The organism is Pararobbsia alpina (assembly GCF_965118125.1).
In the GTDB taxonomy this organism is placed as follows: Bacteria; Pseudomonadota; Gammaproteobacteria; order Burkholderiales; family Burkholderiaceae; genus Pararobbsia; species Pararobbsia alpina_A.
Map to the genome: position 1 here is coordinate 1,831,830 of NZ_OZ221288.1, position 26,643 is coordinate 1,858,472.

Consider the following 26,643-nt stretch of genomic DNA (forward strand, 5'->3'; position numbering starts at 1 on the left):
CAGGCGTCGTTGCGCGTCATGCGCAGCAGCGCATAAAGCATAAACCGCGCCGACTTACTGTGGGGCCGCTTCGCATTGGATTCTGGCCAGCCAAACAGCGATATCGACGCTGCTCAGCTTGAGAGCACCGGAACATTCGCGCAACTCAAGGCGGCATGCAATGGGCGTTTCTGCCGGGTGATTTCGCTCCGTCGCGCTTTCGTTGACGCCACTCAGGTAAATAATTCAAGCGCGCGCTGCAAAAACCGCGCATTCGGTGCTTCCTACTCGTGGGCCCGTTGCACGCATTTCGCATGCGCGCGACGGGCCCTCGGACATCAAGCGTGTTCGTCGACCGACTTCACCAACTCGCTGGCCTTGATCGAACTCATCAAAGCGAGCCACGTGCTAAGCGCATTGCCTTCCCCACCGCTGCCGCCACCGACCTGAATCTGCGGCACAAGCGGAACGCGCGATGTTTCCAGCGCCTCGGCGATGCGCATCATCACGGCCTGCATGACTTGCTTGTCGGCACCTTCGCCTTCAAGGGCTTCGGCCTTGGCCTTGATCGCGGAAGCTTCGGCTTCGCCCACGGCCTTAATCGCTGATGCACGGCCGGCGCCTTCGAGTTCCTGGCGGAATTTCTCTGCCTGCGCCAGCGCCTCGATTTCCTGACGACGCTTCTCGGCGGCCTTCACGCTCGCGGCACCCTGGTTCTCTTTGATCGATACGTCGACGAGCGACGCCGTCAATTCCTTCTGCTTCGAAGCACGTTGCTCAGCCTCGTTCAACTCGCGTTGCTTGTCGGCGGCCACTTGCCGTTGCGCAAAGGTCTCGACCTGCTCGCGCGCAATTTGTCGCTCACGCAACTGCGCCATGATGTTTTCGATCTGCGTATCGCCGGCTTGCGGCTTCGGGGTGCCGATCAATACTTCCTCGAACTCGAGCGAATAGGCCTTGAAACGCTCACGCATTTCCAGCGAGGCATTCGCCTGAAGCTCGCTACGCGACTGGATCAACTCGATAAAGGTCCGCGTTTGCGACACGTTCTTGAAGTACGACGACACCATCGGATCGATCGTCTGATCCACAAGCTGTCCGACATTGCCGAAGCGCTGCACCACCATCGGCGCCTTGCGGTAGTCGATATGCACGACGACCGATAGCGGCAATAGCGGCTCGAATGCATCCTTCGTGATCAAGGTGATCTCGCGCAAATTCGAATCAAAGCTCGACCCACTCTCACCCGACTTCCACATCAGCACGAAGTTGGTCGTCGGCACCAGCTCGATCTTGCCCGCGTACGGGTTGAATGCATATTTGCCAGGCATCATCGGCTCACGCCATACGCCGCGATTGCCGTTTTCGACGAGTTCGCCATGGCTATAGTCGCTGCCCGACACGTCATCGCCCTTGCGACCCGTATAGGACACCACGACGCCGACGAAACCCACCGGTATCACGGTCTTCGTCAATAGCTCGACCGTCGCGAACAGCCGGTTGATGTAGTACGTGCCTTCAACGAGCACACGTTCCTGACGGCCGCGACGTCCACCCGCGGCAAGAAATGCTTCAGGTTCCTGAAACGCGTGATGCGAATCGCCGACATCGGGGGCCAGCAGTTCGTCCTTCATCAAGCCAGGACCATCCTGCACGGTCACGACGGCAATCTGATCCGATCCATGCGTGCCTGTCGTTTCCTTGATGACGATCGGCGAGAACGCACTACGCTCGTCGAGCAAGGCGCGCATTTGGCCGTAGTAGTCCGACTCCTGCTTGCCAAGCGAGAGCGAATAGATCTGGTCTTCGGTGACCACGACAAACAGCGCCGGATTCAGAATATGCGTGCCTTCACGCAGGACCTTGCGTTGCGGACCTTTCTGGCCACCGCGTTCGAGGAACGCGCGCGCATCGCGAAAGTCGTCAATGCGCGAGTTGTCGGCGAGCGTTTGCCCCGCGGGCAAGTCGATCCCGTCGCGTGCAAACACATAGCCGATCTTGCCTTGCGTGACGGCAATCATCGGACGGATATGGACGCGATATTGAAACGGAGCGAAGAAGTGAAACCCGCCCCGACGCACTTCAGGCAACAATCCCGCTTCGCCTTGCCCGGCCAGCAGACCTGATTTGACGGAGCCTTTTGAACTCCATAGCCGCTCGACGACGCCGATCGAATCGTTCGGAACGTAGCGGATCATGCCGGAGCGAAGGACCACGAGCGCAATCAGCGCCGCGATCGACAGTTCGCCAAGCACCGCAAACACCCAACCCGTATTGAAGAAGTCGTACATGTTGTTCTCTTAAAGGACGTGAAGCACGTTCCTGAAGTCGACAGCGGTCCTCCGCGTTCCGAAGAACCGGATCAGGACTTGAAGGAACAGGAAGCGCGGATCAGTGATCCGCGGCCGGATGCGACGTCAGGTGCCGGCTGACGCCGTGAAGAATGAGGGAAGCCGCCGCATCGAAAGCTCAGCGATGGTCATGATGGTGTCGATGAAGTAGACGCAGGTCGCGGCCAATGCGCCGCATGTCGCGCCGAGGTCGTGAGCCTTGGCAAATGAACGATCTGCCATGCGCGCCAGGCGAGTCGCCAAGGCGTGCGTCACGAAGTGGTGTGACCAAACAAACGCTGCTGTTCGGTTCGGTTTCAAGATTTCACGTGAGTCCGCGAATTTCTTGATCTGGATTCTAGTACCCGGATTTGCACCTGTCCAAGTGATTGCACGGAGTCGAGGATTCCTTCGAAACGACGCCGATCGCGAGTCATCGGCTTGCGTTCTGGACATCGATATGCAGTCGATTTCCGTCGAGCCGAATGGGCCATCGGAACACGGTGTTGCTTCGGAAAGACATCGGGTGATTTCGCGTACGGGACATCTCACAGTCAGAAACCTATGATTCTTTCCAGTCGTTAAAATATAAAGAATCTCAGTGCCGTCATCGTGATAATTAAACTGAAGTCACCTTTCATCCAATCATTTTCATTAAATTCAATCACGACTCCAATGCATTGAATTTCAATGATTTTTCTCAATCACACACCACAATATTATTGATTTCATGAAAATCACATCACATTGATGAAACTACGCATTTTCAAATCCAAGTTAACCCTCGAATTGCCATAAAAAATCATTTATTCAACGTCTCCCTATACTCGGCCCAAGGTGAGTTCAGTGAACAAGCCCGCCGGCTCTTGCGACGTTTCGCAAGGCCGGAAGCCCGAAAAAACATCGACAAGGAGACGTCATGAAAAGAATCGCTTTGGCCGCAACGTTGCTGGCCGTGGCGGCCGCCGCCCAGGCCCAAAGCAGCGTGACGCTGTATGGCCGTATCGACAATGGTCTTGAATACGAAGCAGGTCTGCCGTCTGGCCACCGCTGGGCCGCTGAAACCGGCGACTGGGGTGAATCATGGTTCGGCATGCAAGGCTCGGAAGACCTCGGCGGCGGCAACAAGGCGATCTTCCAGCTCGAAGCCGGCCTCAATACGCAGACGGGTGCCTACAACAACGGCAGTCTGTTCGGTCGTCACGCGACGGTGGGTCTCTCAAACGTGAACTGGGGGACATTGAAGCTCGGCAACCTCGGCGCGGGCGAGATCTCGCAAGACAGCTGGGATATCGATCCGCAAGTCATGCAGAAGTACGCGATCGCGACGCTCGTGCGCGGACGCAACTGGGCGCAAGCGGGTAACGGCTTCGAGTACACATCACCGAATATGTACGGCTTCGTGGTCAAAGGCCAATACGATCTCGGCAACAGTTCGAGCTGGAATATGGGCAACAGCGGGCCCGGACAACTCGGCAACGCGCCGGGCTCCGGTCTGCCGGGTAGCACGCAGGGACGTTCCGACGGCCTCAAGGTCGAATACAACATCCAGGGCATCGAGCTGCTCGCGATCTACGACGAGATTCGTGACGGCAACGGTGAGTTCGACAATGTCTACCTGAACTCGCGCTCGGTGATGGCCGGCGGCACGTTCACGTTCGGGCCGGTCAAGCTTTATGCGGGCTATCAGCACCTCAGCGCGCCGGATGCGTCGAATGTCGGGGTCTACGGCACCGCAGGCGTACCGACTGCGCTGCCCGCGGGCGTGACGCTGCCTACCCAGGTCAATCACGAATGGGTCGGCGCCGCATGGCAGGCGACACCGGCATCGTTGATCACGGCCGCGGTCTATCACGCGAACGCGAACAACGGAAACGGCAACGCGACCATGGCGACCCTCGCCGCCACGTACAACCTGTCGAAGCGCACCTTCCTCTATACGGAGTTCGGTTATCTGCATAACAGCTCGACGTCGAACGTCGGCCTGGGCAACGGATACAGCGATCCGTACGGTGCCAACATCAACAACGATCCGGCCACGGGCGACGCCAACAGCACGGCGCCGAACTATGGTCACAGCCAGACCGGCGTGTTCGCCGGGATCATGACGTCGTTCTGATCCGGCCGATCGAAAAGAACCCGCACCCTGTGGGCGATAAGCAGTCAAGAAACTGAGCTTTACGCAGTCCTTCCTCGGTCGGCATGACGCGCCCCCAGCACCGTCATGCCGTTTTCCTTTTGTGCCCGATGAACGATATCTACTGGACCCGCGATGCGACACAGCATGCGCGCGCCATGCCGCCGGATCGCATCATGGCCCTCGAATGCGCGGCGTGCCCGCTCATGCACTTGCCTGAGCCAGCTTCGATTCCCGTCACGCAGACCAGCCCCGATACGTTTGAACTCTGCTGTCGCGGGCTGACGCTTTCGGTTGCGTGGTCGTTTTCCGACGCACGCGTCGTTGTGCTTGCGTGCGGCCATCGGGACATCCGTGCGCCTGGAGACCTCTCGAACGATGTACTGATTCCCCACGATGTCGTGATTCGCGTGCTGCGAGGCGCCTCATGCGCGCGTGCATGGCGCGAATATCTGCGCGTCACGCAACACGACCTCGCGCGGCGCCTTGGCGTCTCGCAACCGACCTTGTCCGCGAGTGAACGCACCGATCATCTGCGCCGCCGAACGCTCGAGCGTCTTGCACACGCGCTGGATATCAGCGAGCAACAACTCGTGTTTTGATCGCGTTTCCAGGGTGCGGAAGAAATCATTGTTCCGCCACTGCCGGGCTCATTGCCGGGTTCATCACCAACTTCATTGCTCGCCTCAAGACCCTGAGTCTTCATTGACGTCTCTAACTCCATCATCGGAGTGAAGATTTATTAACTTGAATCTCACGCTTGATCATCGATACTGACTTCTATCGCAGCGCAAGAATATGTTCACCACGCGGTTACTCTTATTCATTTCTTGCACACGTATGCGATCGATGTTTCGTTTAACGAAATAATTGTGAGGCGTGCCATGAAACTCCTTTTACCTCTTGTCGTTGCGAGCGCAGCGCTCGCCGTTCAAAGCCTGGCCTATGCCGACCCGATGGCGCCATCGCTGACGCGTTCCGAAGTGCAGGCTCAGTTGACTCGGGCCTATCTGCATGACACCCGTGCCGTGGACGAACCGAACAACTATCCGAATCCAAACGACGATCGGCATTTCGTCGCACGCACCCGGCAAAAATCGTCGGGCATGACGACTGCCGCGCAATAAAAAAGAACGCACCGGGTAAGACGTGATCCAGATGTGATCCTTTAAATGCTTCGAAAGTCGGGAGGGCAATATGATCAAGCAAGCATGTGGTCTCGCTGTGTTGCTGTTGGGCACGTGGGCGTCGTCGTCGGCGTATGCCGACCTGCATCTGACGCCGAGTCAGTGTCAGCGATATCCGTTCACGAAGCCCGCGAGCGGAGAGGTGACCCAACGTGGCCTGCAGCGCGAGCTGGGTGAGCTGGAAGCGGTCGGATATCGACCCAATGCCGTCGACGCCTACTACCCCGACGACATCGAGAAGGCCGAGAAAAAGCTTCAGACCGTCTACAAGCGCGACTGCAGCGGGATGACTTCGCAGTAGCCGTGGACGACTTAGCTGTCGTGCACTTCGGAATCGAGGCCAGCCTTGACGGCCATATAACGGCCCGGCGTGATCCCCGTCGCGCGTTTGAACATGTTGATAAACGCACTGACATTGTCGTAGCCCAGTTCAAGCGCGATCGTCGTCACGCCGACGCCGTCGGCAACGAGCTCCAGCGCGCGTAACAAACGCGCCTGCTGGCGCCATTGCGCAAAGCTCAGCCCTGTTTCCGCGACAAACTTTCTGCTCATCGTACGCGGCGAGAGCCCTGCCCAGACGGCCCATTCCTCGAGGCGGCGACTATCCGACAGGTCCGTGAGCATCGCATTCGTGATCTTTGCGAGCCGTTCATCTTCAGGCGTGGGTAACCCCAGCGATTCCGGGGTCGAGGCCGCCACTTCATCCAGGATGACTTCCGCGATGCGCGCCTGCTGCGTATCCAGTTCAGCGCCGGGCCACGTCGCCGCGCGTTTGACGGCCTCGCGCAGCAATGGCGAGGTACGGATGGCACGCGGTTCGCGCGGCAACGTCACGCACCGTGCTTCGGTCACAAAAACACTCCATCCAGAAAACGGTCCGTGCGAACGCACCGAATGCTCGTAGTGCGGTGGGATCCAGATGGCGTGAATGGCCGGGACGACCCATTGCTGCCGATTCACGCCCACCGACACCAGCCCGCTCAACGCGCCCATCAATTGGCCTCGCGCATGGCTGTGTGACGCGGTCTCGCGTGCGTCTCGCTGAGTCAACGCGGCGGCCGCGACGAACGGGCCGCCGGACGACAAGACGAGATCAGGGCGAATCAGCGGTGAGGGCATGGCCGGATTTCCGTATCGAATGGCTCTTATACCTGAGACCGGCCGATTGCGCACGCCTACACTGGCTTCACCGTGAAACTTTTCTGGAGTGCATCAAGATGCGAGCCGACCAGGTTCTTCCCGATGACGTCAACCAGCTCGATGTACGCGGCACGACGATCCGCAAGGGTACCGTTGCCGCGTTTCTGTCCAATGCACGTGTCTGGAGCGATGCCGGCGCGAGCGAATCGGCGCGCAACGAGGCGGGAGCCGATATCGCCGAATTGCTTCCCGCGCTGCGCGCGATCGGGCTGTTCGACACGCTGCAGATCCGCGACACCGCGCTGCGTGCATGGATCGAAAGCCTGCCTGCCGACACCGCAGCCGACAGCGTACTCACGCGTTGAACGAAGACGGGCTTGCATTCAGCTACAAGGCCGGCTCGAGCGACGAGGCTTATGATGGGCCCAGTCTCAGGCTCAGTCCCGCCTGAGTGATTCATCGATCTATCCGTGATCCGCGCCTTCTCAACGCAATGAACCGTCTCTTCGTCTCGACCATCGTTGCGGCAGCCATTGCGCTGTCGCTGCCTCTCACGACGTCTCCCGCCGCCGCCCACTCGAGCAGCACGTCTGACGGCGGCCCGGTCTATGGCCCGGAGCTTCAAGGCTTCGAGTATCCGTATCCGGTGTCGACCTTTACGTTTCATTCGCAAAGGCAAGACCTGCACATGGCCTACATGGATGTCGCCCCGGCTGCGGCAACCGCGAACGGACGCACGGTCGTACTGATGCATGGAAAGAATTACTGTGCCGCGACATGGGGCCCCACGATCCGTGTGCTGAGCGACGCGGGCTATCGGGTCATCGCGCCCGATCAGATCGGCTTTTGCAAGTCATCGAAGCCGGAGCACTATCAGTTCACGTTCCAGCAACTGGCGCTCAACACGCGTGCATTGCTTCAGTCGCTGGGCGTCGAACACGCGACCATGATCGGTCACTCGACAGGCGGCATGCTGGCGATTCGTTATGCATTGACCTATCCCGCACAGACTGATCAGCTTGTCCTCGTTGATCCGATCGGACTCGAAGACTGGAGGGCAAAGGGCGTGCCGCCGATTTCAGTCGATCAGTGGTACGAGCGCGAGTTGAACACGAGCGCGGACCGGATCCGCGAGTACGAGAAGGCGACCTATTTCGCGGGCCAGTGGCGGCCTGAGTACGAACCGTCCGTCCAGATGCTGGCGGGCATGTATCGAGGCCCGCAGAAGTCGCTGGTCGCGTGGAATTCGGCGCTGTTGTACGACATGATTCTCACGCAGCCGGTCTACTACGAACTCTCGCAGCTCAAGCCGCCGACGCTGCTGATCATCGGCGACAAGGACACGACCGCGATCGGCAAGGACATGGCGCCTCCCGATGTACGCACCTCACTCGGCCACTATCCGGAGCTTGCGCATCATGCCGCTGCAACGATTCCGAACATCCAGCTGGTCGCGTTCCCGGATGCCGGCCACGCACCTCAGATGCAGGACCCCGATGCGTTTCATGCGGCCCTGCTCAAAGGATTGACGGAGAGACGCGCTGCCAACCCGTGATTCTGCGGCCGACCGCTGCGGCGAACTCGCGCCGCACGGCTGATGGGCGAGGAGACGACGGGCGGCGATGTCTCCCCGGCCCGGGCTTCGCGCTACGACTGACTTACGCGCGGAGCCTGAAGACACCAATCGCCTGCGTCAGCGCGTCGACTTGTGAGTCGAGCGAATGCGCCGCTGCGCTGGCCTGCTCGACGAGCCCGGCGTTCTGTTGAGTCGCAGCATCCATCTGCGTCATGGCCTGATTGACTTGCTCGATGCCACGGCTTTGCTCGTCGGCCGCCGACGAGATGCTGTTCATGATGACGGTGACATTGCGAATCGACTCGACGATGCCGCTCATCGTCGTGCCGGCACGTTCCGCCAGTTCGGAGCCGCGTTCGATCTGCCCGACCGAGTCGCCGATCAGTTGCTTGATTTCCTTGGCCGCTGATGCGCTGCGTTGTGCGAGGTTGCGCACTTCGCTCGCGACGACTGCAAAGCCGCGGCCCTGCTCGCCTGCGCGCGCCGCTTCCACGGCTGCGTTCAGGGCAAGAATATTTGTCTGGAATGCGATGCCTTCGATCACACCCACGATATCGGCGATCTTGCCCGAGTGCCCGGCAATTCCGCGCATCGTCGACACCACCTCGTCGACCACCTGACCGCCCGATGCCGCCGTGTCCGACGCATGCGATGCAAGCTTGCTGGCTTCGAGCGCGTTGTCGGCGTTGAGCTTCACGGTCGACGTCATCTGATCCATGCTCGACGCGGTGCGTTCAAGCAAGGCCGCCTGCTCTTCGGTGCGCCGCGACAGGTCTGCATTACCGCTGGCAATCTCCTTCGCGCCGATACTGATCGTCTCCGAGCTGCTGCGCACGGTTTCAACCGTGTTCAGCAACGATTCCTGCATCGACTTGAGGCTCGCAAGCAACGCACCCATTTCGTTATGCCGCTCGATCGAGATATCGCCGTACAGATCGCCCGCGGCGATCCGCTCGAAGTGGTCGATGGCTTGCCCGATCGGCCTGACGACTGCGGAGAGCAACGTATGCCGCGCAAGAAAACTCAGCACGATCGCAAGCAGCGCGGCCGCGCCGAGAATGCCGATCATCAGCGAGAAGCGCGATTGCGCGTGCACGTATCGCATCTTCTGCCGTTCAACGAGCTGGTTCTCGAGTGATGCGATGTCGCGCGAGTAGGCATCCGACATCGTCTGCGTGTCTTTGCCCTGGAGCATCTTGAAGTTGCTGAAGTCCATGTTCTTCAGCGCATCGAAGCTCGGTACAACGGCGTTCTTGATCAGCGCGTCGCGTTCCTTTTGCAATTGTTGGGACAACGCGGAGAGGTCGGCGTCTTTGACGGCCACCTCGATGTATTTGGAAAATGCCTGGCTCGAAGCGTCAAGATCGATCTTTGCGTGATCGAGCAATGCAGGTTCCGGGTCGCCGACGCCATACAGCGCGATATAGCTATTCATCGAAATGCGCGCGCTTTGCAAATGTTCCGCACTCTCCTGCAGATCGACGAGCGCATTCGTGTCGATGGTATACATTTTGCGCAGCGCATCGTTGCTGATATTCAGGCTTCCAACGCCGATTGCAATGACGGCAATCAAAATGCCGCCGAATGCCGCAATCACGAAGGTCACATTGGAACGAATGGAGGCGTGTCGAAACATGGCGATCGGTAAATCTCAGTGAGGGACGCGTCGATTGAATCGGTTACCGCTGAACTTACAAATCGGATATATCGACCGCGAGCCACTGCAAAACGATGCGTGCTTACCCCAGTTATCGAAAGTGGTAAGGGAATGCGCAATTTACGAATGAGCAGGCACATCCGATAAAATCCCGCGACATGAACGGGGCGAGTGAATGGGATATCTGGTCGTGCTATGCGTGGGGCTCATGGCAGGTGTGCTGAGCGGAGTGATCGGCACGGGATCGTCGATGATGCTGATGCCGGTCCTCGTGATCTTGTACGGCCCTCAGCAGGCGGTGCCCATCATGGCCATCGCGGCGATCATGGGGAACCTCGGGAAGGTGCTGTCCTGGTGGCGCGAAATTGACTGGCAGGCGTGCTTCGCCTACTGCATCACCGCCGTGCCCGGCGCGATGCTCGGTGTCCGAACCTTGCTCGCCTTGCCTCCGCACGCCGTTGAACTCGCACTAGGACTGTTTTTTGTCGGCATGGTGCCGGTGCGCCGCTGGCTCGCACGTCGCTCGATTCGCTTCTCCTTGCTACACCTCTCGCTGATTGGTGCTGTCGTTGGCTTTTTGACCGGCATCGTCGTGTCTACGGGACCGATCACGGTGCCCGTGTTCATGGGCTACGGCCTCGTGAAAGGCGCATTCCTCGCTACCGAAGCCGCCGGGTCGCTGGCGGTATACGGCGCCAAGGTCGCGGTATTTCGGCACTTTGGCGCCTTGCCCCCGCATCTCGTCGCCGATGGCCTGATTACCGGTTCGGCGCTGATGCTCGGTACGTTCGGCGCGCGCCGAATTGTCGCGCGCATGTCCCCGCAAACCTTCAGGCTTGTCGTCGACGGCCTGATGCTGTCCTCGGGCCTGTCCCTGCTCTGGGCAGCGGGTCGGTAAGGCCGGCTCGACGGCCTCGCCGCGACGTGATGGCCGAGACACGGGCCGTGCGCCGCCCTGCCGTTTTCGCGGCCTGATAGCCTCAGCTGGAAACACCCTCCGCGCGACCCCGTTATATTCGATGGTATATTTCGACGGAACTGGTCATGAGCGCGAGGTTCCGATGATCCGGCCGCCGTTTCAACGCCTCGACGAGAAAGCCGAGGCCACACGAGAGCTGTTCGGCCTGCCCCTCCACAACGCGGCAGCGTGCTGTGATTCGCATGCCCTCAACGGAAAGCCTGCCGCGCCGGAGCGGACCGCGCGGCGTGTGCGCCTGTCGGAACTCGACACCAACCTTCATTGCTCGATTATCGGTACGTGCCTCACGCTGTCCGAATTGCGCCGGCTCGTTCCGCGCTTCGTGCCTGTCGACCGCAAATCGGCCACCGACCTCGACATTCATCACGAAGCCGTTCAACTTGCCGTGGACGGCGGCGAAGCCAGCAAGGCCCTGAGCAAGGCGCTCGACGAACGTCACGCGATGGCGATCAGGCAGTATCGGGACGCACGTGACGAAGCGCAGCTGATCGATATGTGGGACGCATCCCTGAAGAAGGGTGACGTCGCATCGGCCTATTGGGCGATCATGAGCCATCCCGTGGCCACGCTCGACGTCCGCCAGCGCGTGTTCGGCGACGTGCACATGCTGTCCCACCTTGTGGGCGCCGCCAATCGGGCCGACATTCGCCGTCTGGTGGAACTCGAAGCTGAGAATGCCGCGTTGCAGGACAAACTCGACGACCAGCAGTCTCGTGCTCATGAAGCGGCGTATCGCCACGAGCAGCAACTGCGCGCGGCGCAGGCGCAGATCGCCGATCTCGAGTCCGCCGCGGAACGCGCGCCGCTCACAAGCGACCACGAACTCGCGGAGAAACTGCGGGAGCTCAGCGAACGCGTCGCCGCCGCCGAAGCCAACGCCGCGCTTCAGAACCAGCGTCGCGAAACGGCAGAAGCGCGCGCGCAGTCGCTCGAGGCCGAACTGGATGGACTCAGGCAGAGCCTCGATCAGACCTCTGCGCTCGCCGAAACCCTCGACGCTGAGGCCGGTGCCATCGAACGGACGATGTTGATGGCGCTCGATCGAAACACGTCGCGAGAAGCCGCGTTCGATGCGCTCAAGGGAAAAACAGTCGTCTATGTCGGCGGTCGTCCCGGGTCCAACCTGGTACTCAGGTCGCTCGTCGAAGAGGCCGGCGGCCACTTTTCGACGCACGACGGCGGACTCGAGGATCGCAAGGGCTTGCTCGCATCGGCCATCGCGCGCGCCGACGTGGTGTTCTTCCCCGTCGATTGCATCGATCACGATTCGATGAACACCATCAAGCGTGTCTGCGATCGGCACGCAGTACCGTTCTATCCCCTGCGCACCGCAAGCATCGCGAGTTTTGCGAAGGCAGTGGCGGCAGCAGCGTGAAAATCGGCTACTGAAGGCCGTTGCCGCTCGCACGCCATTGCCTCCGCGCCGCTGTCGCGTTGGAGTCACCCCTTCGGATCGCCGGCTGAGAGCCACCTCCTGAAAGCGACATGAAGGCCACGCATTGCGCAATCCCGTCCGAAGCATTGCCGCTTGCCCCATATCCCGAAAGGTGCTTGAAGGGCAGGGTCTGCACTGCGCCCTCCGAAACGTGTCGATTCGCGACACTCATGAGCGCTGAGGTTGACGGACCTCGGCCTGCGCCCTTACCCTCGCGCGCTGATGGTTCCCCGAGACGGGATCAAAAGGGAACGCAGTAGAGGCGCTCACGCCTCGAATCTGCGGCTGCCCCCGCAACTGTAAGCGGCGAGTCCATGCCACGCAGCGCCACTGGTAAACCGGGAAGGCCGGCATCGGACGACGACCCGCGAGCCAGGAGACCTGCCATCAGACGAGGTCCATGCAGCCGCAAACGGGCGGGGTGTCCCGATGCGCCAGCACCGCTTGTGCGGTCGCCTGTTGCAAGGACAACCTTGACCTCAGGACCCGCTACATGTCTCGCATTCTCCGTTCGGCCCCGCTTCAGGCGGCCATTCGGCGCGCTGTCGCCGGCATGGGGTCGCTGCTCCGATTCCCCATCTCCACATGCATTTTCGACAACTGATCCTGACGTCGGCCGTGTCGGCCGCAACCGCATGCGCATGGCAAGGCGCACACGCCGCCGATGCCGCTTCGCTCACACAAACCTCCGAACCCGCTACGGCTCCGGCTACCGGATTGCCTCCTGCTGACGCAACGCTGCCGACGGTCACGGTGGTCGGCGATGCGACGCATCTGCCGCAGTCGTTCGACGGCCGCTATGCGACGACGCAGGTGCTCACGCGCGAAGACCTCGACCGTCTGTCGCCTGCCGATCCGAGCATTACGCAGGCGCTCGCCACATTGCCCGGCGTGACGATCTCGCAGAACGGCGGTCCGGGCGCAACAGCCGCGGTCAGCATCCGCGGTTCTTCAGCAAGCCAGGTCGCAGTCTTCATTGACGGCATCCGTGTCGGTTCCTCAACCACGGGTGTGGCCGAATGGGCCGATCTGCCTGCGGAGGCGTTCGAACGCGTCGAAGTCATTTCCGGCCCGGCCGCGGCATCGTTCGGGGCGGATGCAGTCGGCGGCGTCGTGCAGCTCTTTACGCGCCGCGCGTCGAACCAGCCGAACCAGACCACGGTCTCGTTCGGCGGTGGCTCGAACAAGACATTCGATACGCAAGTGCGTACGAGCGGATCGATTCCGTCGACGGGACCGCTGTCGGCGCTTTCCGGGCTCACCTACTCGTTGGGCCTGCACGACTACAACACCGCGGGCATCGACGCGACGCAGCCCTATACGTCCGGACACGAAGACGGTCGCAACCCGTATCACGCTCAGGATCTCGACGCGCGCCTCGGTTACAGCCGCGACAACTGGTCGGTCTCGACGTTCGCGCTCTACCATCGCTCGGACCTGTCGTACGACTTTCTCGGCGGAGACGATCATCAGGCCGACTACCAGCTCACGACCGGGCTTGCGTTTCACCTCGACATCACGCCCGACACGCAGTTCGATCAATCTGTCGGGTACTCGACGGACCGCCAGTTCATCTATGCGAACGATCCGACGATCGGGACGGATGAGTTCAACTCCACGCGCCTGAGCACGTCGACGTCGTTCACGCATCAGGAGAAGGGCTTCAGCCTGTTCGGGCTGCCGCTGTCGGGCGAAACAAAGATCGCCTACGACTTCACGCGCGAACAGGCGTTTTTGCCGGTCGATGTCCCGGGCGGCCTGCCGTCGCGGATTGACTCGGCCGTATCGATGCACCAGTCGGCCACGCTTGGGCCCGTCACGCTCTTCCTGGCAGGGCGCCACGACGTGGTGCAGGGACAGACCGTCAACACGGGCAATGCGTCGCTGGCCTGGGCCATCAACTCGGTGTTCACGGCGCGGGTGTCATACGGCAATGCGTTCCGCCTGCCGACGTTCAACGATTTGTACTACCCCGGCTTCGGTAACGCGAATCTGCAGCCCGAGCGTAGCGATTCGGTCGAAGCGGCGATCGATGCCAATACGTCGTACGGCACCGTCACCGCGGCCGTCTATGACACGCGGGTGCACGAGCTGATTGCGTACGATCCGGTCACCTTCCTGCCGGTCAACATCGGTCGTGCCCATATCCAGGGTCTTGATCTGTCGTACAAGGGCACGCTCGGCCAGTCGACGCCTGTGAGCGCGTCGGTCGGCATCCTGAATCCGCAGGACGAGACCGACAACACATGGCTCAGCCGGCGCCCCCGTCAGACCGCGAGCCTGAGCATCGATCACACGTGGGACGAGTTTCATCTGCATGCGCAGAGCACAGGCTTCTCGCTGTTCTATGGCGGCACGACCTTCGACGATCCCGCGAACACAACGTATCTGCCGTCCTACCTGACCGTCGGTCTGCGCGCGTCGTACAAGATCAATGCCCACCTCGCGTTGTCGGCCAACCTGTCGAATCTGTTCGACCGGCAGTATCAGACTGCCTACGGCTATAACTCGCTGGGACGGACGGCCTTCGGGAAGGTGGCGTACACGTTCTGAGCGAAAGCAGCGCCGGAAACCAGGCAGTGCGCCTCGGGACACAAGACGTGCCGAGGCGCGACATCAACGTAACGTGGGGCGCTCACGCGGGCGCGTTAGCGACCGCTCCCGCAAGGGTTTTGCCGGGCGCTCGATCAACCGTATCGAGCGCGAACGTAAATGTCGTCCCGGTGCCCTCACGCTCAACGAGCCGGATCTCGCTGCCGTGCAACTGAAGCATCCGGTGCACGATCAGCAGGCCGAGCCCGCCGACGCGACGTGCGCCGCCAGAGCTGAACGCGCTGCGGAACAGGTGCGCCCGAATCTCGGCCGGGATGCCGGGTCCGGTGTCGCTGACAGTGACCTGCACCTTCCCTGCGTCGGCGGCCAGCGTCACGCTGACCTCACCACGTTCCGGCGTATGCCGGATCGCGTTGTCGAGCAGGTTGGTCAGCACACGCTCGATCATGCCGAGATCCGCATAGACCCCGGGCAGATGCGGCGCAATGTCTGCGTGCAAGCGGATATGGCGCGCCTCGACGGACAGTTCGAACTTCTGGAACACGTCCTGCACGACATCAGCAAGCGGGAACGGTTCTAACGAGAGCTGCACGTTGTCATGTTCGAGCCGCGCGAGTTCGAACAAGGATTGCGCGAGGCGCCCGACTTTCGAGCTTTGCGCAAGCGCGACCTGAAGATACCGGCGGCGGTCATCACGCGTCAGCGCATCCTCCTTCAACGACAACGTCTCCAGATAGCCGTGCAACGACGTCAACGGCGTGCGCAGATCATGCGAAATCGTCGCAAAGAGCTCGCGCCGCTCCTGATCCTGACGCTTGAGCTCGCGCCACTGTACGCCGATCCGGTCGGCCATCTGCGCAAATGTGCGTTCGAGAATCACAATTTCATCGCGCGTCGGCGACTTCGCAGCCGAGCGGCTGATCGTGATGGCACCCGGTTCCGCATCGGTACGCAGGGTCGCATTGAAACGGCTCACCGTATTCGTCAGGCGCCGTAGCGGCCGCGTGATCAGACCAAACGCAATCAGACCCGCCAGCAAGCCGAGCGACGCGACCACCGCCATCGACCAGAGCGTCGTGCGCAGTACGCTGCTTTGCGCGATCTGCGTCGCGAGCGCGTCGTGCGCTTCGCCGAGCAACACCACGTAGATATAGCCCGTGGGCTGACCATCGGTGCGTGGCAGCATCGCGACGCTGAACACCTTGCGTCCGTCAGGGCTGCGCGGATCGTCACCGAGGATCGGGAACGCATCATGGGCGAGAAACCGCTGAATCGGTGCGAGATCGACGCGCGTGCGCTTGACGTGCCCCGGCGGCGCATCGTCGGCTGCGATATGTCCGTCCGGATCGAGCAGATACACCTCGACGCTCGGATTGACGGCCATCAGCTGGCCGAAGAGATTGCGTAGCGCTTCGGGTCGGGGACCCGTCGTGTCCATCAACACGGCATGGCGTGCAATCTGCGACGCCAGATCGCGCGACAGGCCCTGGATGACCTCCTGATCATGCAGATTGCTCGCGCGGATCTGCAACCATGCTGACGCGCCGCAGCACGCGAGCAGCAGCACGGAAAAGACGATGGAAAGCCGGTGGGTCAGCGCAAGCTTCATGATGCGTCTCCCTTGTCGGTGCGCGTCGGGCTGCGGCCACGGGCTGAAGCACTGGTTTCGCCCGTGCCTGAACCATCGGCAGCCGCGCCCTCCGCGTCGAACTTGTAACCCCGGCCCCACACCGTCAGGATGCGCGTCGGCTGCGCCGGATCCGCTTCGATCTTGGTGCGCAGCCGATTGATATGCGTGTTGACGGTGTGCTCATAGCCTTCGTGCTGGTAGCCCCAAACGGCATTCAGCAGATCCATGCGCGAGAACACTTTGCCCGGATGACTCGCGAAGTGGTAAAGCAGGTCGAACTCGCGCGGCGTCAGCTCGATCGGCTTGCCGTGGACACGCGCATCGCGCGCGATCGGATCGATCGTCAGGCCGCCGAGCGACAGCGCGCCGGTATCGAGCTTCAGATCCTTGGCCATCGCATCGACGCGGCGCAGCAGGGCCTTGACCCGCGCGACGAGCTCGAGCACCGAAAACGGCTTGGCCAGATAGTCGTCGGCGCCCAGTTCGAGCCCAAGGATCCGGTGCACCTCACTCGATCTCGCACTCGTGATGATGATCGGCGTGTAGCGTGTCATGGCCCGCGCGCGGCGGCAGATTTCGAGCCCGTCGACGCCGGGCAGCATGAGGTCCAGAATCAGGGCATCCCACCCGCCCTGCTCGAGCAGGCGCAGCCCTTCAGCGCCGTCGGCGCTGTGAACGACCTCGTAGTGCTCGTCGCGCAGATGCAGCGCAAGCACGTTGGCGATGTCGGCATCGTCTTCGACGATCAGAACGCGTTTGGTTTGAGCCATGTGTTGAGCGGGCAAAAAGCCTCGAAACGAGCATCCATTGTGCAGAAATCCCTGCAATCGAGTTATCACAATTAATTTAACTTTTCGTGAGGACTTCGACATCGCGCGCGACCTAAGCTGCGGTCATCGATCAAACAGTTAGGGATCAGCGGGTGGAATAAGGCTCGCCCCAGGTTCGTTGCATCGCTCAAGGAGATCTTCCATGGATAGCCGCAGACGTTTCCTGTTGTCCGGTGGCACGGCGCTGGCCGGTCTGGCCGCCTTCAGCCAATGGCGCTCGCTCGCCTCGGCGCAAACCCACAGCGCCGCATCGCCTGCCGCGGGTGCGGCATCCGGCCCGGCCGAGCACTTCGAAGTCGTCCATACCGACGCCGAATGGCACAAGCTGCTGACGCCCGCCCAGTATGAAGTGCTCAGAAACGAGGGCACGGAGCGCCCGTTCACGAGCCCGCTCAACGACGAGCACCGCCATGGCCAGTTCGCCTGCGCGGGCTGCGGAATCAATCTGTTCGCCTCGAGCACGAAGTTCGACAGCGGCACGGGCTGGCCGAGCTTCTATGCGCCGCTCGACCACGCCGTGACCACGCGCACCGACACCTCGTTCGGCATGCTCCGCTCGGAAGTGCACTGCCATCGCTGCGGCGGCCATCTGGGTCACGTGTTTGACGACGGCCCCAAGCCGACGGGCCTGCGCTATTGCATGAACGGACTGGCCATGTCGTTCAAGCCCGAGCCGGCCTGACCTGCATCGCTCGAAGCCCGAACCGAATTCAACACGCTTTCCGAGACCCACATCATGCTGCTCATCGTTCTAGCCTATCTCGGCGGGGTGCTCACGATCCTGAGCCCATGCATCCTGCCTGTGCTGCCGTTTGTGTTCGCCCGGTCCGATCAGCCGTTTGTCCGTTCCGGCCTGCCGCTGCTCGCCGGCATGGCGGCAACTTTCGCGGTCGTTGCGACGTTTGCGGCGGTCGGCGGCGGCTGGGTCGCGCAAGCGAACCAGTACGGTCGCTGGATTGCGATCGTGCTGCTCGCCGTCTTTGGCCTCACGCTGCTGTTGCCCAAGTTCGCCGACCGGCTCATGCAGCCACTCGTCAACGCGGGTAACCGGCTGTCGAATGCTGCCCAGCAAGGCGGCGCGCCGAGCATCGGCTCGTCGTTCCTGCTCGGTATCGCGACGGGCCTGCTCTGGGCGCCCTGCGCGGGTCCGATTCTCGGCCTGGTCCTGACGGGTGCCGCGCTGCGCGGTGCCAGCATCGGCACGACCGTCCTGCTGCTTGCCTATGCGGCCGGTGCGGCGACGTCGCTGGGGGTTGCCCTGCTGATCGGCGGACGCGTCTTTGCCGCGATGAAGCGCTCGCTCGGCGCCGGCGAATGGATTCGACGCGGCATCGGCGTGGCCATGCTCGCAGGGGTCGCCGCGATTGCGCTCGGCCTCGACACAGGTGTCCTGACGCGTATCTCGACCGTGGCAACGGGTGGACTCGAACAGCACCTCGTCGATGCCTTTGCTCCGTCGTCGAATTCGAGCATGGCGATGAGCGCGAATGGCGATCAGGGCAATGCCATGAAGGCGGCATCGCAAGACGCCGCAAACGGTGCGGACGGTGCAGAAGGCGCACAGGGCGGCGCGATGATGAAGGCGTCGGGCGCCATGGCCATGACCGCGGCTGCGGCTACGAAGTCATCGCTGCCGGTGCTCGGTCAATTGCCTGCGCTCACTGGCGCCGTGCAATGGCTCAATTCGCCTCCGCTGACGGCCGATGCGCTGCGCGGCAAGGTCGTCGTCGTCGACTTCTGGACGTACTCGTGCATCAATTGCCTTCGCTCGTTGCCGTATGTCGAGGCCTGGGCGCGCAAGTATCAGGACAAGGGCCTCGTCGTGATCGGCGTGCATGCACCGGAATTCGCGTTCGAACGCAATATCGACAACGTGAAGAAAGCCACGCACGACCTCGGCGTGAACTACCCCGTCGCGATCGACAACGACTATGCGATCTGGCGCTCGTTCGACAACCAGTACTGGCCGGCGCACTACTTCGCCGACGCGCAAGGGAAGATTCGCTATACGCACTTCGGTGAAGGCGAGTACGACAAGTCCGAGCGCGTGATCCAGCAGCTGCTCGTCGAAGCCGGCCACGCCGATGCAGCGAACGTGCCGCTGGGTCTCGGCGATGCGAAAGCCAACGGCGTGCAGGCGCAAGCCGATGAGGCCGATATGCGCTCGCCTGAAACCTATGTGGGCTTTCAACGTGCAGAAGGCTTCTCGTCGCCGGGCGGTGTCGTGCAGGACCGCGCACACGACTACCCGGCTCCGACGAAGCTCGATGTCAACGAGTGGGGCCTGGCCGGCGACTGGAACGTCAGCGCCGAGAACGCGACGCTCGCCAAGGCCGATGGCCAGATCGTCTATCGCTTCCACGCACGCGACCTGCACCTTGTGCTCGGGCCGAGTGCGGACGGCAAGCCGGTTCGCTTTCGGGTGACCGTCGACGGCAAGGCGCCCGGCGATGCGCACGGCAGCGATATCGCCGCCGATGGCAGCGGCACCGTCACCGGACAGCGTCTGTACCAGCTCGTCCGTCAGCCGGGCGACGTCGCGGATCACACGTTCGCGATCCAGTTTCTCGACCCCGGCGTTCAAGCCTTTGCATTTACGTTTGGTTGATCAGGTTTGGTTAATTCAAGCGCGCCGCGCTCAACCCATCCCGGAGGAAAGACATCGTGAACCCGACTTCCATGAATCCACGGCCTGATTCGACGCCCCCGTCGGGGCGTACATCAACGCGCTCGACAACGTTCTTCAAATTCGGCGCCATCGCACTGGTCGCGGCGGCTGCCGTGCTCTGGCAGCGCAGCGCGCATTCCGGCGAACCGCCGGTGACGATCCCCGCGCCCACTCAGGACGAACATGCTGCGGGCGTGCACACCGAAACAGCCGTTCTCGCAGGCGGATGCTTCTGGGGCGTGCAAGGCGTGTTCGAGCATGTGCGCGGCGTCACGCAAGTCGCCGCCGGATACTCGGGCGGCGCGGCCGATACCGCGCACTACGAGCGGGTCGGGGACGGCGATACCGGACATGCCGAATCCGTGCAGGTCACGTTTGACCCGAGCCAGATCACTTACGGCAAGATTCTGCAGATCTACTTCTCGGTCGCGCACAATCCGACGGAGCTGAACTTCCAGGGTCCGGACCACGGCACGCAGTATCGATCGGCCGTCTTCCCGACGAGCGCGCAACAGCGTGACGTTGCGCAGGCCTATATCGCGCAGCTGCAGCAGGCGCATGTGTATCCGGGACAGATCGTTACGCGCGTCGAGCCTTATAAGGGCTTTTATCCGGCAGAGGGCTATCACCAGAACTTCCTCGAGCATCATCCCGACTATCCATATATCGCGATCAACGATATGCCGAAGGTCGAGGCGCTGAAGACGATGTTCCCGAGCCTGTACCGGAACGACGCTGTGTTGTACACCGCGTCGGCGAAGTCGTAACAAGAACGTTGGTATCACCGGCGTGGGCGTTGATGCGGCGCTCACGTCGCTCACTCCGGGCGTGCCTGCCGGGGAACATCTGTTACTGTGTCCGTCTCTCTTGACTCGTGCGCGTCACAGTTTTGCGGCGACAATCCGGTTTCTTCGACCGATTCGCCGCGATGGCTCCCTTTATGGTTCCCGCATTCGTTCCTCTCAGCGAGCTTGGCCTCTTCCTGCTCGGCGTCTTTCTCGTGCTGGTGATGCCCGGTCCGACGAATACGCTGCTCGCAGCCGCCGGCCTCGAGCGCGGTTTCCGGCGATCTGCCCGGCTGACGCTGGCCGAAAGTGCCGGCTACTTCATTGCAATTTCGTTCTGGGGTATGTTCCTCGCCCAGTTGGCACACGGCATGCCGTGGCTGCCATTGACCGTGCGTCTGGTCAGCGCGGTGTATATCGCCTACCTCGCGGTGCGCATGTGGAGCGCAACGCTCGACCTGACGGATGGCAACGGTCGCGCGGTCGATATGCGCGCCCTGTTTGTCGCGACCCTGCTGAATCCGAAGGCCATCCTGTTTGGCGGAACGATCTTCCCGAAAGCCGCATTCATGAGCATCGCCGGCTTCGCCGAACTCATGGGCGGCTTCCTCGCGCTGCTGTTTCCTATCGGGCTGCTATGGATCGCGCTGGGCTCGCAACTGGGACGCGGCCGCCTCGCATGGCTCAAGCCCGTCTATGTGCTGCGTGGAGCGTCTGTCGTGCTGGCCGCCTTCTCGGTCACGGTGGCGTGGTCGGCGATCCACTGACGCAAGTCCCTGCACGCTGAAGCGAATCACCGTGTCCACGTACGCGGTTGCCACGCGTGATCCACGTTGCAATCCATGCGCATGGTGACTTGCTCGTCGTGTATCGACACACGAAATTGGAAACGCGGGGCCCGATCCTGGACTCGAGCCCCGCGCCTTATGCCTGCTCTGCGTCGATGAGAATGCTTACGACGACGTTGCCGTGCTCTTCAGAATCGCGAGCGACGGGCAGTAGTGCGTGGCCGTCAGGTAGTTCGTCGGCTGCTGCGAGCGAACGCCGGCGGCGTTCGATGTCGGCGGATCGATAAAGACCTGTGCGTTGTTCGATCCCGCGGGCACCGTCAACGTGACCGTCACCTTCCACCATTGGCCCGCCTTCACCGCGCTGACCGACGTCGCCTGACCCGCTCCCCACGTGCCACGTACGGCGGCACCCGTGTTGGTATTGAGTACCCACGCGAACTCCGTGTTGCCCGGGTCGTCCGTCTGAATCGAACCGCCCGGGAACGCCGTCGCCCCGCTCGTCGCAAGCACGTAGTCCGTGAACGTGTACGTCTGGCCGCCTTGAACGCGAATGATCTCGCGGATATTCGCGAACGCGGAGCCGTTCGTGTTCGTCAGCGTTGCCGCGCCCTTGTCGACACCGGAGATATCGGTTGCCGGCGATGCCGTACCACCGCTTTGCTGCGTCCATGCATCCGGCTTGTCGAGTGCGAGCGGCGAGTTGATCAGGTTGCCTGCATTGCACGCAGCAGCGTTCGCATTCGCGGGCGGACCGTAGAAGCTCGCGATGCTCGTCTGAATCGCGTTGTCGGTGGTATCCGCCGTCGACTTCGTGATGATCGCGCCTTCAAAGAACTGAATCGGCGCCGCACTGCCATCACCGCCTTCGCCAAGCGACAAACCGCCTTCCCACTGGCCGTTGAACGCATGACCTTCGTCGGAGCCGAACTGCCAGGCTTCAGGCGGGGCCTGATCGAAGTCGTCGGTCAGCACCTTCTGCGAAGCAGAGCCACTCTTGACCACGAACCGGTTTTGCGCCGTGACAGGCGAGTACTTCGACAGCACCGTCACAAACTTTTCCTTCGGCGGTTGCTGCGGGCCATACAGATAGACGCCCGCCTCTGCATCGACGCCCGGCCAGTTCGTGTCGAGACCGTTGCAGACCGGGTCCTTGACGTTGACGGGTTGCTGACCATCGCCGTCGCAGTACCCGAAGGTCGCCGCAGCGCCGTTCGAAAATGCGAGGCCGAACATCATGCCTTCGGTTTCGCCGTGCGCGTACGTGGCCGGATTGGCGCTGGCCTCCATGTTTCCGTAGGTACCGCAGCAGGTCGACGACTGACCGTAGTGCGCACCCGCGACCATGTATTCGGCAATCTCGGAGTCACCGATCGACTGGTTCACCGTGCCGAAGCGATTGCGATACGCCTGACCCGCCAGCGTATTGAGCGCGGCGACTTGCACGCCCTGCGACGTCACCTGACTCAGCACGGCGGGCTTGCCCTGGACGGCAGGCAAATCGTTGCCGATCGTGAGCTGCAGCGTGGGCGCTGTGGACGTCAATGGCGTCGGCGGCGTCAGCAGCTGCACCGTCAGCGAGCCTTCGGTGCCCGGCAACGTGATCGTCGCAAAGCCGTTGAGCACCGGCACGGTCATCGTCTTGTTGGTACCACCGTTCGGGTTCGGTACCGTCAGCGATTCCGTGTTATCCGCATTGAGCGTCAGCGTCGCCGGAACGTTGCCGAATGCGCCACCCTTGAGCGGAGCAACGAGGTCGATCTGGTCGTAGATATACGTCACGCTGCACGTGGTGTTGTTGCAGAACGCGTTGGTGCTGTTGACGTTGGTCGATCCGATCAGACTTGAATCGCCACCGCGCGGCAGGTTGTTTCTTGTGTACGGATAGACATCGAGCGTCTTGCCGTCCGACGCGCGCGAGACCTGAAACAACGGGCCCTTGTAGTTCTTCGTGAGCAGACGCGTCACGCTATGCGCGGCCGAGCACGACGTGTTTGCGGTGGCCGCCGCGTCGCACGGAAGTGCGGGCGCGTTAGGCACTTGTAGCGACGCGCTGTCGACGTTCGCGGCCGCACTCTGGTTTTGATTCCCGGCGGCCGCATCGGCCACCGCACCCGATGGCGAGACGCTGCCGCTGTCGCCGCTACATGCAGCCAACCCGACGGTCGCCGCCAGTAAGACGGAAAGTAATCCCACGCTTCTCAACATCATGACTTCCTCCTGTAGAGCCAAGCCGTGCTTTCGTTTAGAGAATTGAGGTGTACGAAACGGTGAACATCGAAGCGTTCGCTGAACGGTCGGACGCGGGCAAGCCGAGTCCTTCACGCCGATCCGGCCGAAGCGCAGACGTGCAACGGACAGGCGTAAACCGCCCTTGCCGTCACGCTTCGTACGGAAAAGAGTGTTCGATATCAGAGAAAGCAACGTCGCGCGCCGGGGGATCCGGTAGGCCCTGTCAAAGAGTCATCCGGTGACGCGCAAAGACACGGGGGTTACGGCGTGTCGCTCATGTTGAACTGACGATATGCGGCAAGAGACACCGCCAAACGCTGAAACGCTCCGCAGTTCACCCTCATCGTCTCCTTTGTATTTCATCGAGCATCAGCCCTGCGGTCGATGTCGACGACGCGTGGTGATGAGGCACCCCGCTCGGCAATAATATTAATCAATATTATTGCTAAAACGCCTCGGTACAATCCCGGATCAATCAGCTGTACTGACGGGCTGTAAGCCCTTATCAAGCTGAGGATAGGCGAAGGTGCGGCAATCAGAATTTACTGGAGGAGGGGTCGGCGAGGTAATAATGACTAATATTATCCCGCCGAATATCAATAGCTGGGATTCAATCGCGGGCAGACTCGCGGGCAAACATCAGATCGACTTCGGGTCAGCTCTTGATGAACGCGAGCAGGTCCGCATTGATCTGATCCGCATGCGTCGTCGCCATGCCGTGCGGCAATCCCGGGTACACCTTGAGCGTGCCGTGCTTGAGCAGCTTGACCGAGAGCGGTGCGGAATCGGCGAACGGAACGATCTGATCATCGTCGCCGTGCATGACGAGCGTCGGCACGTCGATGCGCTTGAGGTCGTCGGTGAAGTCCGTTTCCGAGAACGCCTTGATGCAGTCGTAGTGGGCCTTGGTGCCGCCCATCATCCCCTGGCGCCACCAGTTGTCGATCACGCCTTCCGAAACCTTCGCGCCCGGACGATTGAAGCCATAAAACGGGCCGGCCGGAATGTCGCGGAAGAATTGCGCGCGATTGTCGGCGAGTGCCTTGCGGAAGCCATCGAACACTTCGATCGGCAGGCCGCCCGGGTTGTTTTCCGTCTTCAGCATGATCGGCGGGACCGCGCCAATCAGCACCGCCTTGGCAACACGCCCGGCACCGTGCCGGGCGACATAACGCGCGGCTTCACCACCGCCCGTCGAGTGGCCGATATGGACGGCATCGCGCAGGTCGAGGGCCTTGGCCAGTTCCGCGACGTCGGCCGCGTACGTGTCCATGTCATTGCCCTGCCACGTTTGCGACGAGCGACCGTGCCCGCGGCGGTCGTGCGCGATCACGCGATAGCCTTGGGCCAGAAAGAACAGCATCTGTGCGTCCCAATCGTCCGCTGACAGCGGCCAGCCATGATGGAACACGATCGGCTGCCCCGTGCCCCAGTCCTTGTAGTAAATCTCGGTGCCGTCTTGTGTCTTGATGCTGCTCATTGAGTTCTCTCCGGTGCTAGGTGGTGGGACAGTCGAGCGCAGACTCGCGCTCGTGGCGAACCACGCGACGGCGCGAGGCGCCATCGCATGAGGGATCAAGGGTTGAATTGAGTGATGCCGCAACTCATCGCCACACACGCTGACTGCTGTGTGGCATGCGAGTTGTCATGGGGACGCGCAAACAGGTTCGCGCCCCAGTCGCGAAACCTGACAATCCTTGCGGCGCGTCGATTTATAACATCGACGCAAAAGTCCTTCAGACCGGCGAGTGACCGTCGAGCACGGCGATCATGAAATCCAGAAACGCGCGCGTTCTGGCCGGCACGTGGTGCCGCGACGGATAGTAGGCATACAGCGGAAAACGCTCGTCGGGCCAATCGGGGAACAGGTTGATCAGGCGTCCATCGGCGATCAGTTGTTCGGCGACGAGGTACAGCATCTGTGCAACCCCCGTCCCGGCGACGCAGGCTTCAAGCAAGGCACTCGGATCGTTGAGCGTCAGGCGCCCCCGCGACTCGATGACGACGCGCTTGCGCTTGCGGTGAAACTCCCACGGAAATGGCTTGCCGGTTTGCGGATTGCGAAACTCCAGACACTCGTGCCGCGGCGTTTCGAGTTCTTCCGGCTTGACCGGGCGCCCCCACCGGGCGATGTACGAGGGTGACGCGACGGTGACAACGGCTGTATCGAGGAGCTTGCGAGCGACGAGTGTCGAACTCTTGAGTTCGCCGAATCGCAACGCCAGATCGAAGCCTTCGGTCACCAGGTCGCCGAGGCTGTCTCGCGCGATAAAGTCGATCTCGAGGTCCGGGTGCGATGTCATGAAGTCATTGAGCCGCTGCCCGAGAATCGTTCGGTAAAGAATCGGATCGAGATTGACGCGGAGCTTGCCGCGCACCGCCGCGCCGCCGTCGGCAACCGCCGCCGCAGCCTCTTCGAGCCCGGCGAGGTGCGGGATCACCTGCTCATAAAAGCGGCGGCCATCCTCGGTCAAGGTCACCGAGCGCGTCGTCCGGTTGAAGAGCCGGATCTTCAGTCGCTTCTCGAGTCTTGCAATCGCGCGGCTCACGCCGGGTGGCGACATGCCGATCACTTCGGAGGCGGCCGCGAATGTGCCCGCGTCGACGATCGCGGCAAACACGCTGATGCCGCTGGACAGGTTTTCGATGCGAGCTCTCATGATGGGCACGGGCGCAGTTCGCGAGGGAGGCCCATCATGCCGTATTGATGACTCAATGTCACTGATGTAGTGCCATC

22 protein-coding genes and 1 riboswitch are annotated in these 26,643 nt (G+C 61.7%); of the genes, 13 read left to right on the forward strand and 9 right to left on the reverse strand.

Annotated elements, in window-relative coordinates:
- Positions 1–317 precede the first annotated feature (317 nt).
- Positions 318–2,270, reverse strand: a complete 1,953-nt coding sequence (locus ACMFWR_RS26260; RefSeq protein ID WP_413195308.1) for an SPFH domain-containing protein — start codon at positions 2,268–2,270, stop codon at positions 318–320.
- Positions 2,271–2,396: 126 nt separating this feature from the next.
- A complete protein-coding gene (locus ACMFWR_RS26265; protein WP_413195309.1) occupies positions 2,397–2,552 on the reverse strand; it encodes a hypothetical protein in 156 nt (51 codons plus the stop codon).
- 676 nt (positions 2,553–3,228) lie between these two features.
- Here ACMFWR_RS26265 and ACMFWR_RS26270 point away from each other — a divergent pair.
- The 4 genes from ACMFWR_RS26270 (at position 3,229) to ACMFWR_RS26285 (ending at position 5,934) form a co-directional block, all read left to right on the forward strand.
- Positions 3,229–4,428 carry a porin gene (locus tag ACMFWR_RS26270; protein WP_413195310.1) on the forward strand — a complete coding sequence of 400 codons (1,200 nt, stop codon included), beginning with the start codon at positions 3,229–3,231 and terminating at the stop codon, positions 4,426–4,428.
- Positions 4,429–4,556: 128 nt separating this feature from the next.
- Positions 4,557–5,048 (forward strand): helix-turn-helix domain-containing protein, encoded by a 492-nt coding sequence (locus ACMFWR_RS26275; RefSeq protein ID WP_413195311.1) that lies wholly within the window; start codon positions 4,557–4,559, stop codon positions 5,046–5,048.
- 282 nt (positions 5,049–5,330) lie between these two features.
- The gene (locus ACMFWR_RS26280) at positions 5,331–5,573 is read left to right on the forward strand and encodes a hypothetical protein (protein WP_413195312.1); all 243 of its coding nucleotides are present in this window, start codon (positions 5,331–5,333) and stop codon (positions 5,571–5,573) included.
- Between the two features lie 70 nt (positions 5,574–5,643).
- A complete protein-coding gene (locus ACMFWR_RS26285) occupies positions 5,644–5,934 on the forward strand; it encodes a hypothetical protein (RefSeq protein WP_413195313.1) in 291 nt (96 codons plus the stop codon).
- 11 nt (positions 5,935–5,945) lie between these two features.
- Here ACMFWR_RS26285 and ACMFWR_RS26290 read toward each other — a convergent pair whose 3' ends face one another.
- The gene (locus tag ACMFWR_RS26290) at positions 5,946–6,752 is read right to left on the reverse strand and encodes an AraC family transcriptional regulator (RefSeq protein WP_413195314.1); all 807 of its coding nucleotides are present in this window, start codon (positions 6,750–6,752) and stop codon (positions 5,946–5,948) included.
- 98 nt (positions 6,753–6,850) lie between these two features.
- Here ACMFWR_RS26290 and ACMFWR_RS26295 point away from each other — a divergent pair, with 98 nt between their 5' ends.
- Both ACMFWR_RS26295 and ACMFWR_RS26300 read left to right on the forward strand, forming a co-directional pair.
- A complete protein-coding gene (locus ACMFWR_RS26295; RefSeq protein ID WP_413195315.1) occupies positions 6,851–7,138 on the forward strand; it encodes a hypothetical protein in 288 nt (95 codons plus the stop codon).
- A gap of 128 nt (positions 7,139–7,266) precedes the next feature.
- Positions 7,267–8,328, forward strand: a complete 1,062-nt coding sequence (locus ACMFWR_RS26300; RefSeq protein WP_413195316.1) for an alpha/beta fold hydrolase — start codon at positions 7,267–7,269, stop codon at positions 8,326–8,328.
- Positions 8,329–8,431: 103 nt separating this feature from the next.
- Here the strand turns inward: ACMFWR_RS26300 and ACMFWR_RS26305 are convergent, their stop codons facing one another.
- Complete coding sequence (locus ACMFWR_RS26305; RefSeq protein WP_413195317.1) at positions 8,432–9,985, reverse strand: methyl-accepting chemotaxis protein; 1,554 nt, start codon at positions 9,983–9,985, stop codon at positions 8,432–8,434.
- 196 nt (positions 9,986–10,181) lie between these two features.
- Between ACMFWR_RS26305 and ACMFWR_RS26310 the strand changes: the two genes are divergently transcribed.
- The 3 genes from ACMFWR_RS26310 to ACMFWR_RS26320 all read left to right on the forward strand — a co-directional run bounded on the left by ACMFWR_RS26310 (position 10,182) and on the right by ACMFWR_RS26320 (position 14,973).
- Positions 10,182–10,904, forward strand: coding sequence for a sulfite exporter TauE/SafE family protein (locus ACMFWR_RS26310; protein WP_413195318.1), 723 nt, complete (start codon positions 10,182–10,184; stop codon positions 10,902–10,904).
- Between the two features lie 163 nt (positions 10,905–11,067).
- A complete protein-coding gene (locus ACMFWR_RS26315) occupies positions 11,068–12,360 on the forward strand; it encodes a DUF2325 domain-containing protein (protein WP_413195319.1) in 1,293 nt (430 codons plus the stop codon).
- Positions 12,361–12,626: 266 nt separating this feature from the next.
- A riboswitch (cobalamin riboswitch) is annotated at positions 12,627–12,824 on the forward strand.
- Positions 12,825–13,005: 181 nt separating this feature from the next.
- On the forward strand, positions 13,006–14,973 hold the full coding sequence (locus tag ACMFWR_RS26320) for a TonB-dependent receptor domain-containing protein (RefSeq protein ID WP_413195320.1): 1,968 nt from the start codon (positions 13,006–13,008) through the stop codon (positions 14,971–14,973).
- A gap of 82 nt (positions 14,974–15,055) precedes the next feature.
- On the opposite strand, the gene ACMFWR_RS26325 is transcribed toward ACMFWR_RS26320, so the two are convergent.
- Both ACMFWR_RS26325 and ACMFWR_RS26330 read right to left on the reverse strand, forming a co-directional pair.
- A complete protein-coding gene (locus ACMFWR_RS26325) occupies positions 15,056–16,582 on the reverse strand; it encodes an ATP-binding protein (RefSeq protein ID WP_413195321.1) in 1,527 nt (508 codons plus the stop codon).
- Entirely contained in the window at positions 16,579–17,373 is a 795-nt protein-coding gene (locus ACMFWR_RS26330; protein WP_413195322.1) for a response regulator transcription factor, read from the reverse strand. Before ACMFWR_RS26330 ends, ACMFWR_RS26325 begins: the two co-directional genes overlap by 4 nt.
- Before the next feature lie 202 nt (positions 17,374–17,575).
- On the opposite strand from ACMFWR_RS26330, the gene msrB reads away from it, so the two are divergent.
- From msrB to ACMFWR_RS26350, 4 genes are all read left to right on the forward strand, one after another.
- Positions 17,576–18,115, forward strand: coding sequence for a peptide-methionine (R)-S-oxide reductase MsrB (msrB, locus tag ACMFWR_RS26335; protein WP_413195323.1), 540 nt, complete (start codon positions 17,576–17,578; stop codon positions 18,113–18,115).
- A gap of 54 nt (positions 18,116–18,169) precedes the next feature.
- A complete protein-coding gene (locus ACMFWR_RS26340) occupies positions 18,170–20,041 on the forward strand; it encodes a cytochrome c biogenesis protein DipZ (RefSeq protein ID WP_413195324.1) in 1,872 nt (623 codons plus the stop codon).
- A gap of 71 nt (positions 20,042–20,112) precedes the next feature.
- Positions 20,113–20,868, forward strand: coding sequence for a peptide-methionine (S)-S-oxide reductase MsrA (gene msrA, locus ACMFWR_RS26345; protein ID WP_413197353.1), 756 nt, complete (start codon positions 20,113–20,115; stop codon positions 20,866–20,868).
- A 161-nt stretch (positions 20,869–21,029) separates the two neighbouring features.
- Positions 21,030–21,653: a LysE family translocator gene (locus tag ACMFWR_RS26350; protein WP_413195325.1), complete on the forward strand. Its 624-nt coding sequence runs from the start codon at positions 21,030–21,032 to the stop codon at positions 21,651–21,653.
- A gap of 186 nt (positions 21,654–21,839) precedes the next feature.
- On the opposite strand, the gene ACMFWR_RS26355 is transcribed toward ACMFWR_RS26350, so the two are convergent.
- The 3 genes from ACMFWR_RS26355 to ACMFWR_RS26365 all read right to left on the reverse strand — a co-directional run bounded on the left by ACMFWR_RS26355 (position 21,840) and on the right by ACMFWR_RS26365 (position 26,566).
- On the reverse strand, positions 21,840–23,885 hold the full coding sequence (locus ACMFWR_RS26355; RefSeq protein WP_413195326.1) for an arabinofuranosidase catalytic domain-containing protein: 2,046 nt from the start codon (positions 23,883–23,885) through the stop codon (positions 21,840–21,842).
- Between the two features lie 676 nt (positions 23,886–24,561).
- Entirely contained in the window at positions 24,562–25,386 is an 825-nt protein-coding gene (locus ACMFWR_RS26360; RefSeq protein WP_413195327.1) for an alpha/beta fold hydrolase, read from the reverse strand.
- Between the two features lie 256 nt (positions 25,387–25,642).
- On the reverse strand, positions 25,643–26,566 hold the full coding sequence (locus tag ACMFWR_RS26365) for a LysR family transcriptional regulator (RefSeq protein WP_413195328.1): 924 nt from the start codon (positions 26,564–26,566) through the stop codon (positions 25,643–25,645).
- Positions 26,567–26,643 lie beyond the last annotated feature (77 nt).

Bases quoted from the DNA above. Each gene is read 5' to 3' on its own strand.
- ACMFWR_RS26285 (WP_413195313.1), top strand. From the start codon at position 5,644: ATGATCAAGCAAGCATGTGGTCTCGCTGTGTTGCTGTTGGGCACGTGG.
- ACMFWR_RS26275 (WP_413195311.1), top strand. From the start codon at position 4,557: ATGAACGATATCTACTGGACCCGCGATGCGACACAGCATGCGCGCGCC.
- msrB (WP_413195323.1), top strand. From the start codon at position 17,576: ATGGATAGCCGCAGACGTTTCCTGTTGTCCGGTGGCACGGCGCTGGCC.
- ACMFWR_RS26295 (WP_413195315.1), top strand. From the start codon at position 6,851: ATGCGAGCCGACCAGGTTCTTCCCGATGACGTCAACCAGCTCGATGTA.
- ACMFWR_RS26265 (WP_413195309.1), bottom strand. From the start codon at position 2,552: ATGGCAGATCGTTCATTTGCCAAGGCTCACGACCTCGGCGCGACATGC.
- ACMFWR_RS26315 (WP_413195319.1), top strand. From the start codon at position 11,068: ATGATCCGGCCGCCGTTTCAACGCCTCGACGAGAAAGCCGAGGCCACA.
- ACMFWR_RS26355 (WP_413195326.1), bottom strand. From the start codon at position 23,885: ATGATGTTGAGAAGCGTGGGATTACTTTCCGTCTTACTGGCGGCGACC.
- ACMFWR_RS26300 (WP_413195316.1), top strand. From the start codon at position 7,267: ATGAACCGTCTCTTCGTCTCGACCATCGTTGCGGCAGCCATTGCGCTG.
- ACMFWR_RS26280 (WP_413195312.1), top strand. From the start codon at position 5,331: ATGAAACTCCTTTTACCTCTTGTCGTTGCGAGCGCAGCGCTCGCCGTT.
- ACMFWR_RS26310 (WP_413195318.1), top strand. From the start codon at position 10,182: ATGGGATATCTGGTCGTGCTATGCGTGGGGCTCATGGCAGGTGTGCTG.
- ACMFWR_RS26305 (WP_413195317.1), bottom strand. From the start codon at position 9,985: ATGTTTCGACACGCCTCCATTCGTTCCAATGTGACCTTCGTGATTGCG.
- ACMFWR_RS26350 (WP_413195325.1), top strand. From the start codon at position 21,030: ATGGCTCCCTTTATGGTTCCCGCATTCGTTCCTCTCAGCGAGCTTGGC.
- ACMFWR_RS26270 (WP_413195310.1), top strand. From the start codon at position 3,229: ATGAAAAGAATCGCTTTGGCCGCAACGTTGCTGGCCGTGGCGGCCGCC.
- ACMFWR_RS26360 (WP_413195327.1), bottom strand. From the start codon at position 25,386: ATGAGCAGCATCAAGACACAAGACGGCACCGAGATTTACTACAAGGAC.
- ACMFWR_RS26365 (WP_413195328.1), bottom strand. From the start codon at position 26,566: ATGAGAGCTCGCATCGAAAACCTGTCCAGCGGCATCAGCGTGTTTGCC.
- ACMFWR_RS26320 (WP_413195320.1), top strand. From the start codon at position 13,006: ATGCATTTTCGACAACTGATCCTGACGTCGGCCGTGTCGGCCGCAACC.
- msrA (WP_413197353.1), top strand. From the start codon at position 20,113: ATGAATCCACGGCCTGATTCGACGCCCCCGTCGGGGCGTACATCAACG.
- ACMFWR_RS26290 (WP_413195314.1), bottom strand. From the start codon at position 6,752: ATGCCCTCACCGCTGATTCGCCCTGATCTCGTCTTGTCGTCCGGCGGC.
- ACMFWR_RS26330 (WP_413195322.1), bottom strand. From the start codon at position 17,373: ATGGCTCAAACCAAACGCGTTCTGATCGTCGAAGACGATGCCGACATC.
- ACMFWR_RS26260 (WP_413195308.1), bottom strand. From the start codon at position 2,270: ATGTACGACTTCTTCAATACGGGTTGGGTGTTTGCGGTGCTTGGCGAA.
- ACMFWR_RS26340 (WP_413195324.1), top strand. From the start codon at position 18,170: ATGCTGCTCATCGTTCTAGCCTATCTCGGCGGGGTGCTCACGATCCTG.
- ACMFWR_RS26325 (WP_413195321.1), bottom strand. From the start codon at position 16,582: ATGAAGCTTGCGCTGACCCACCGGCTTTCCATCGTCTTTTCCGTGCTG.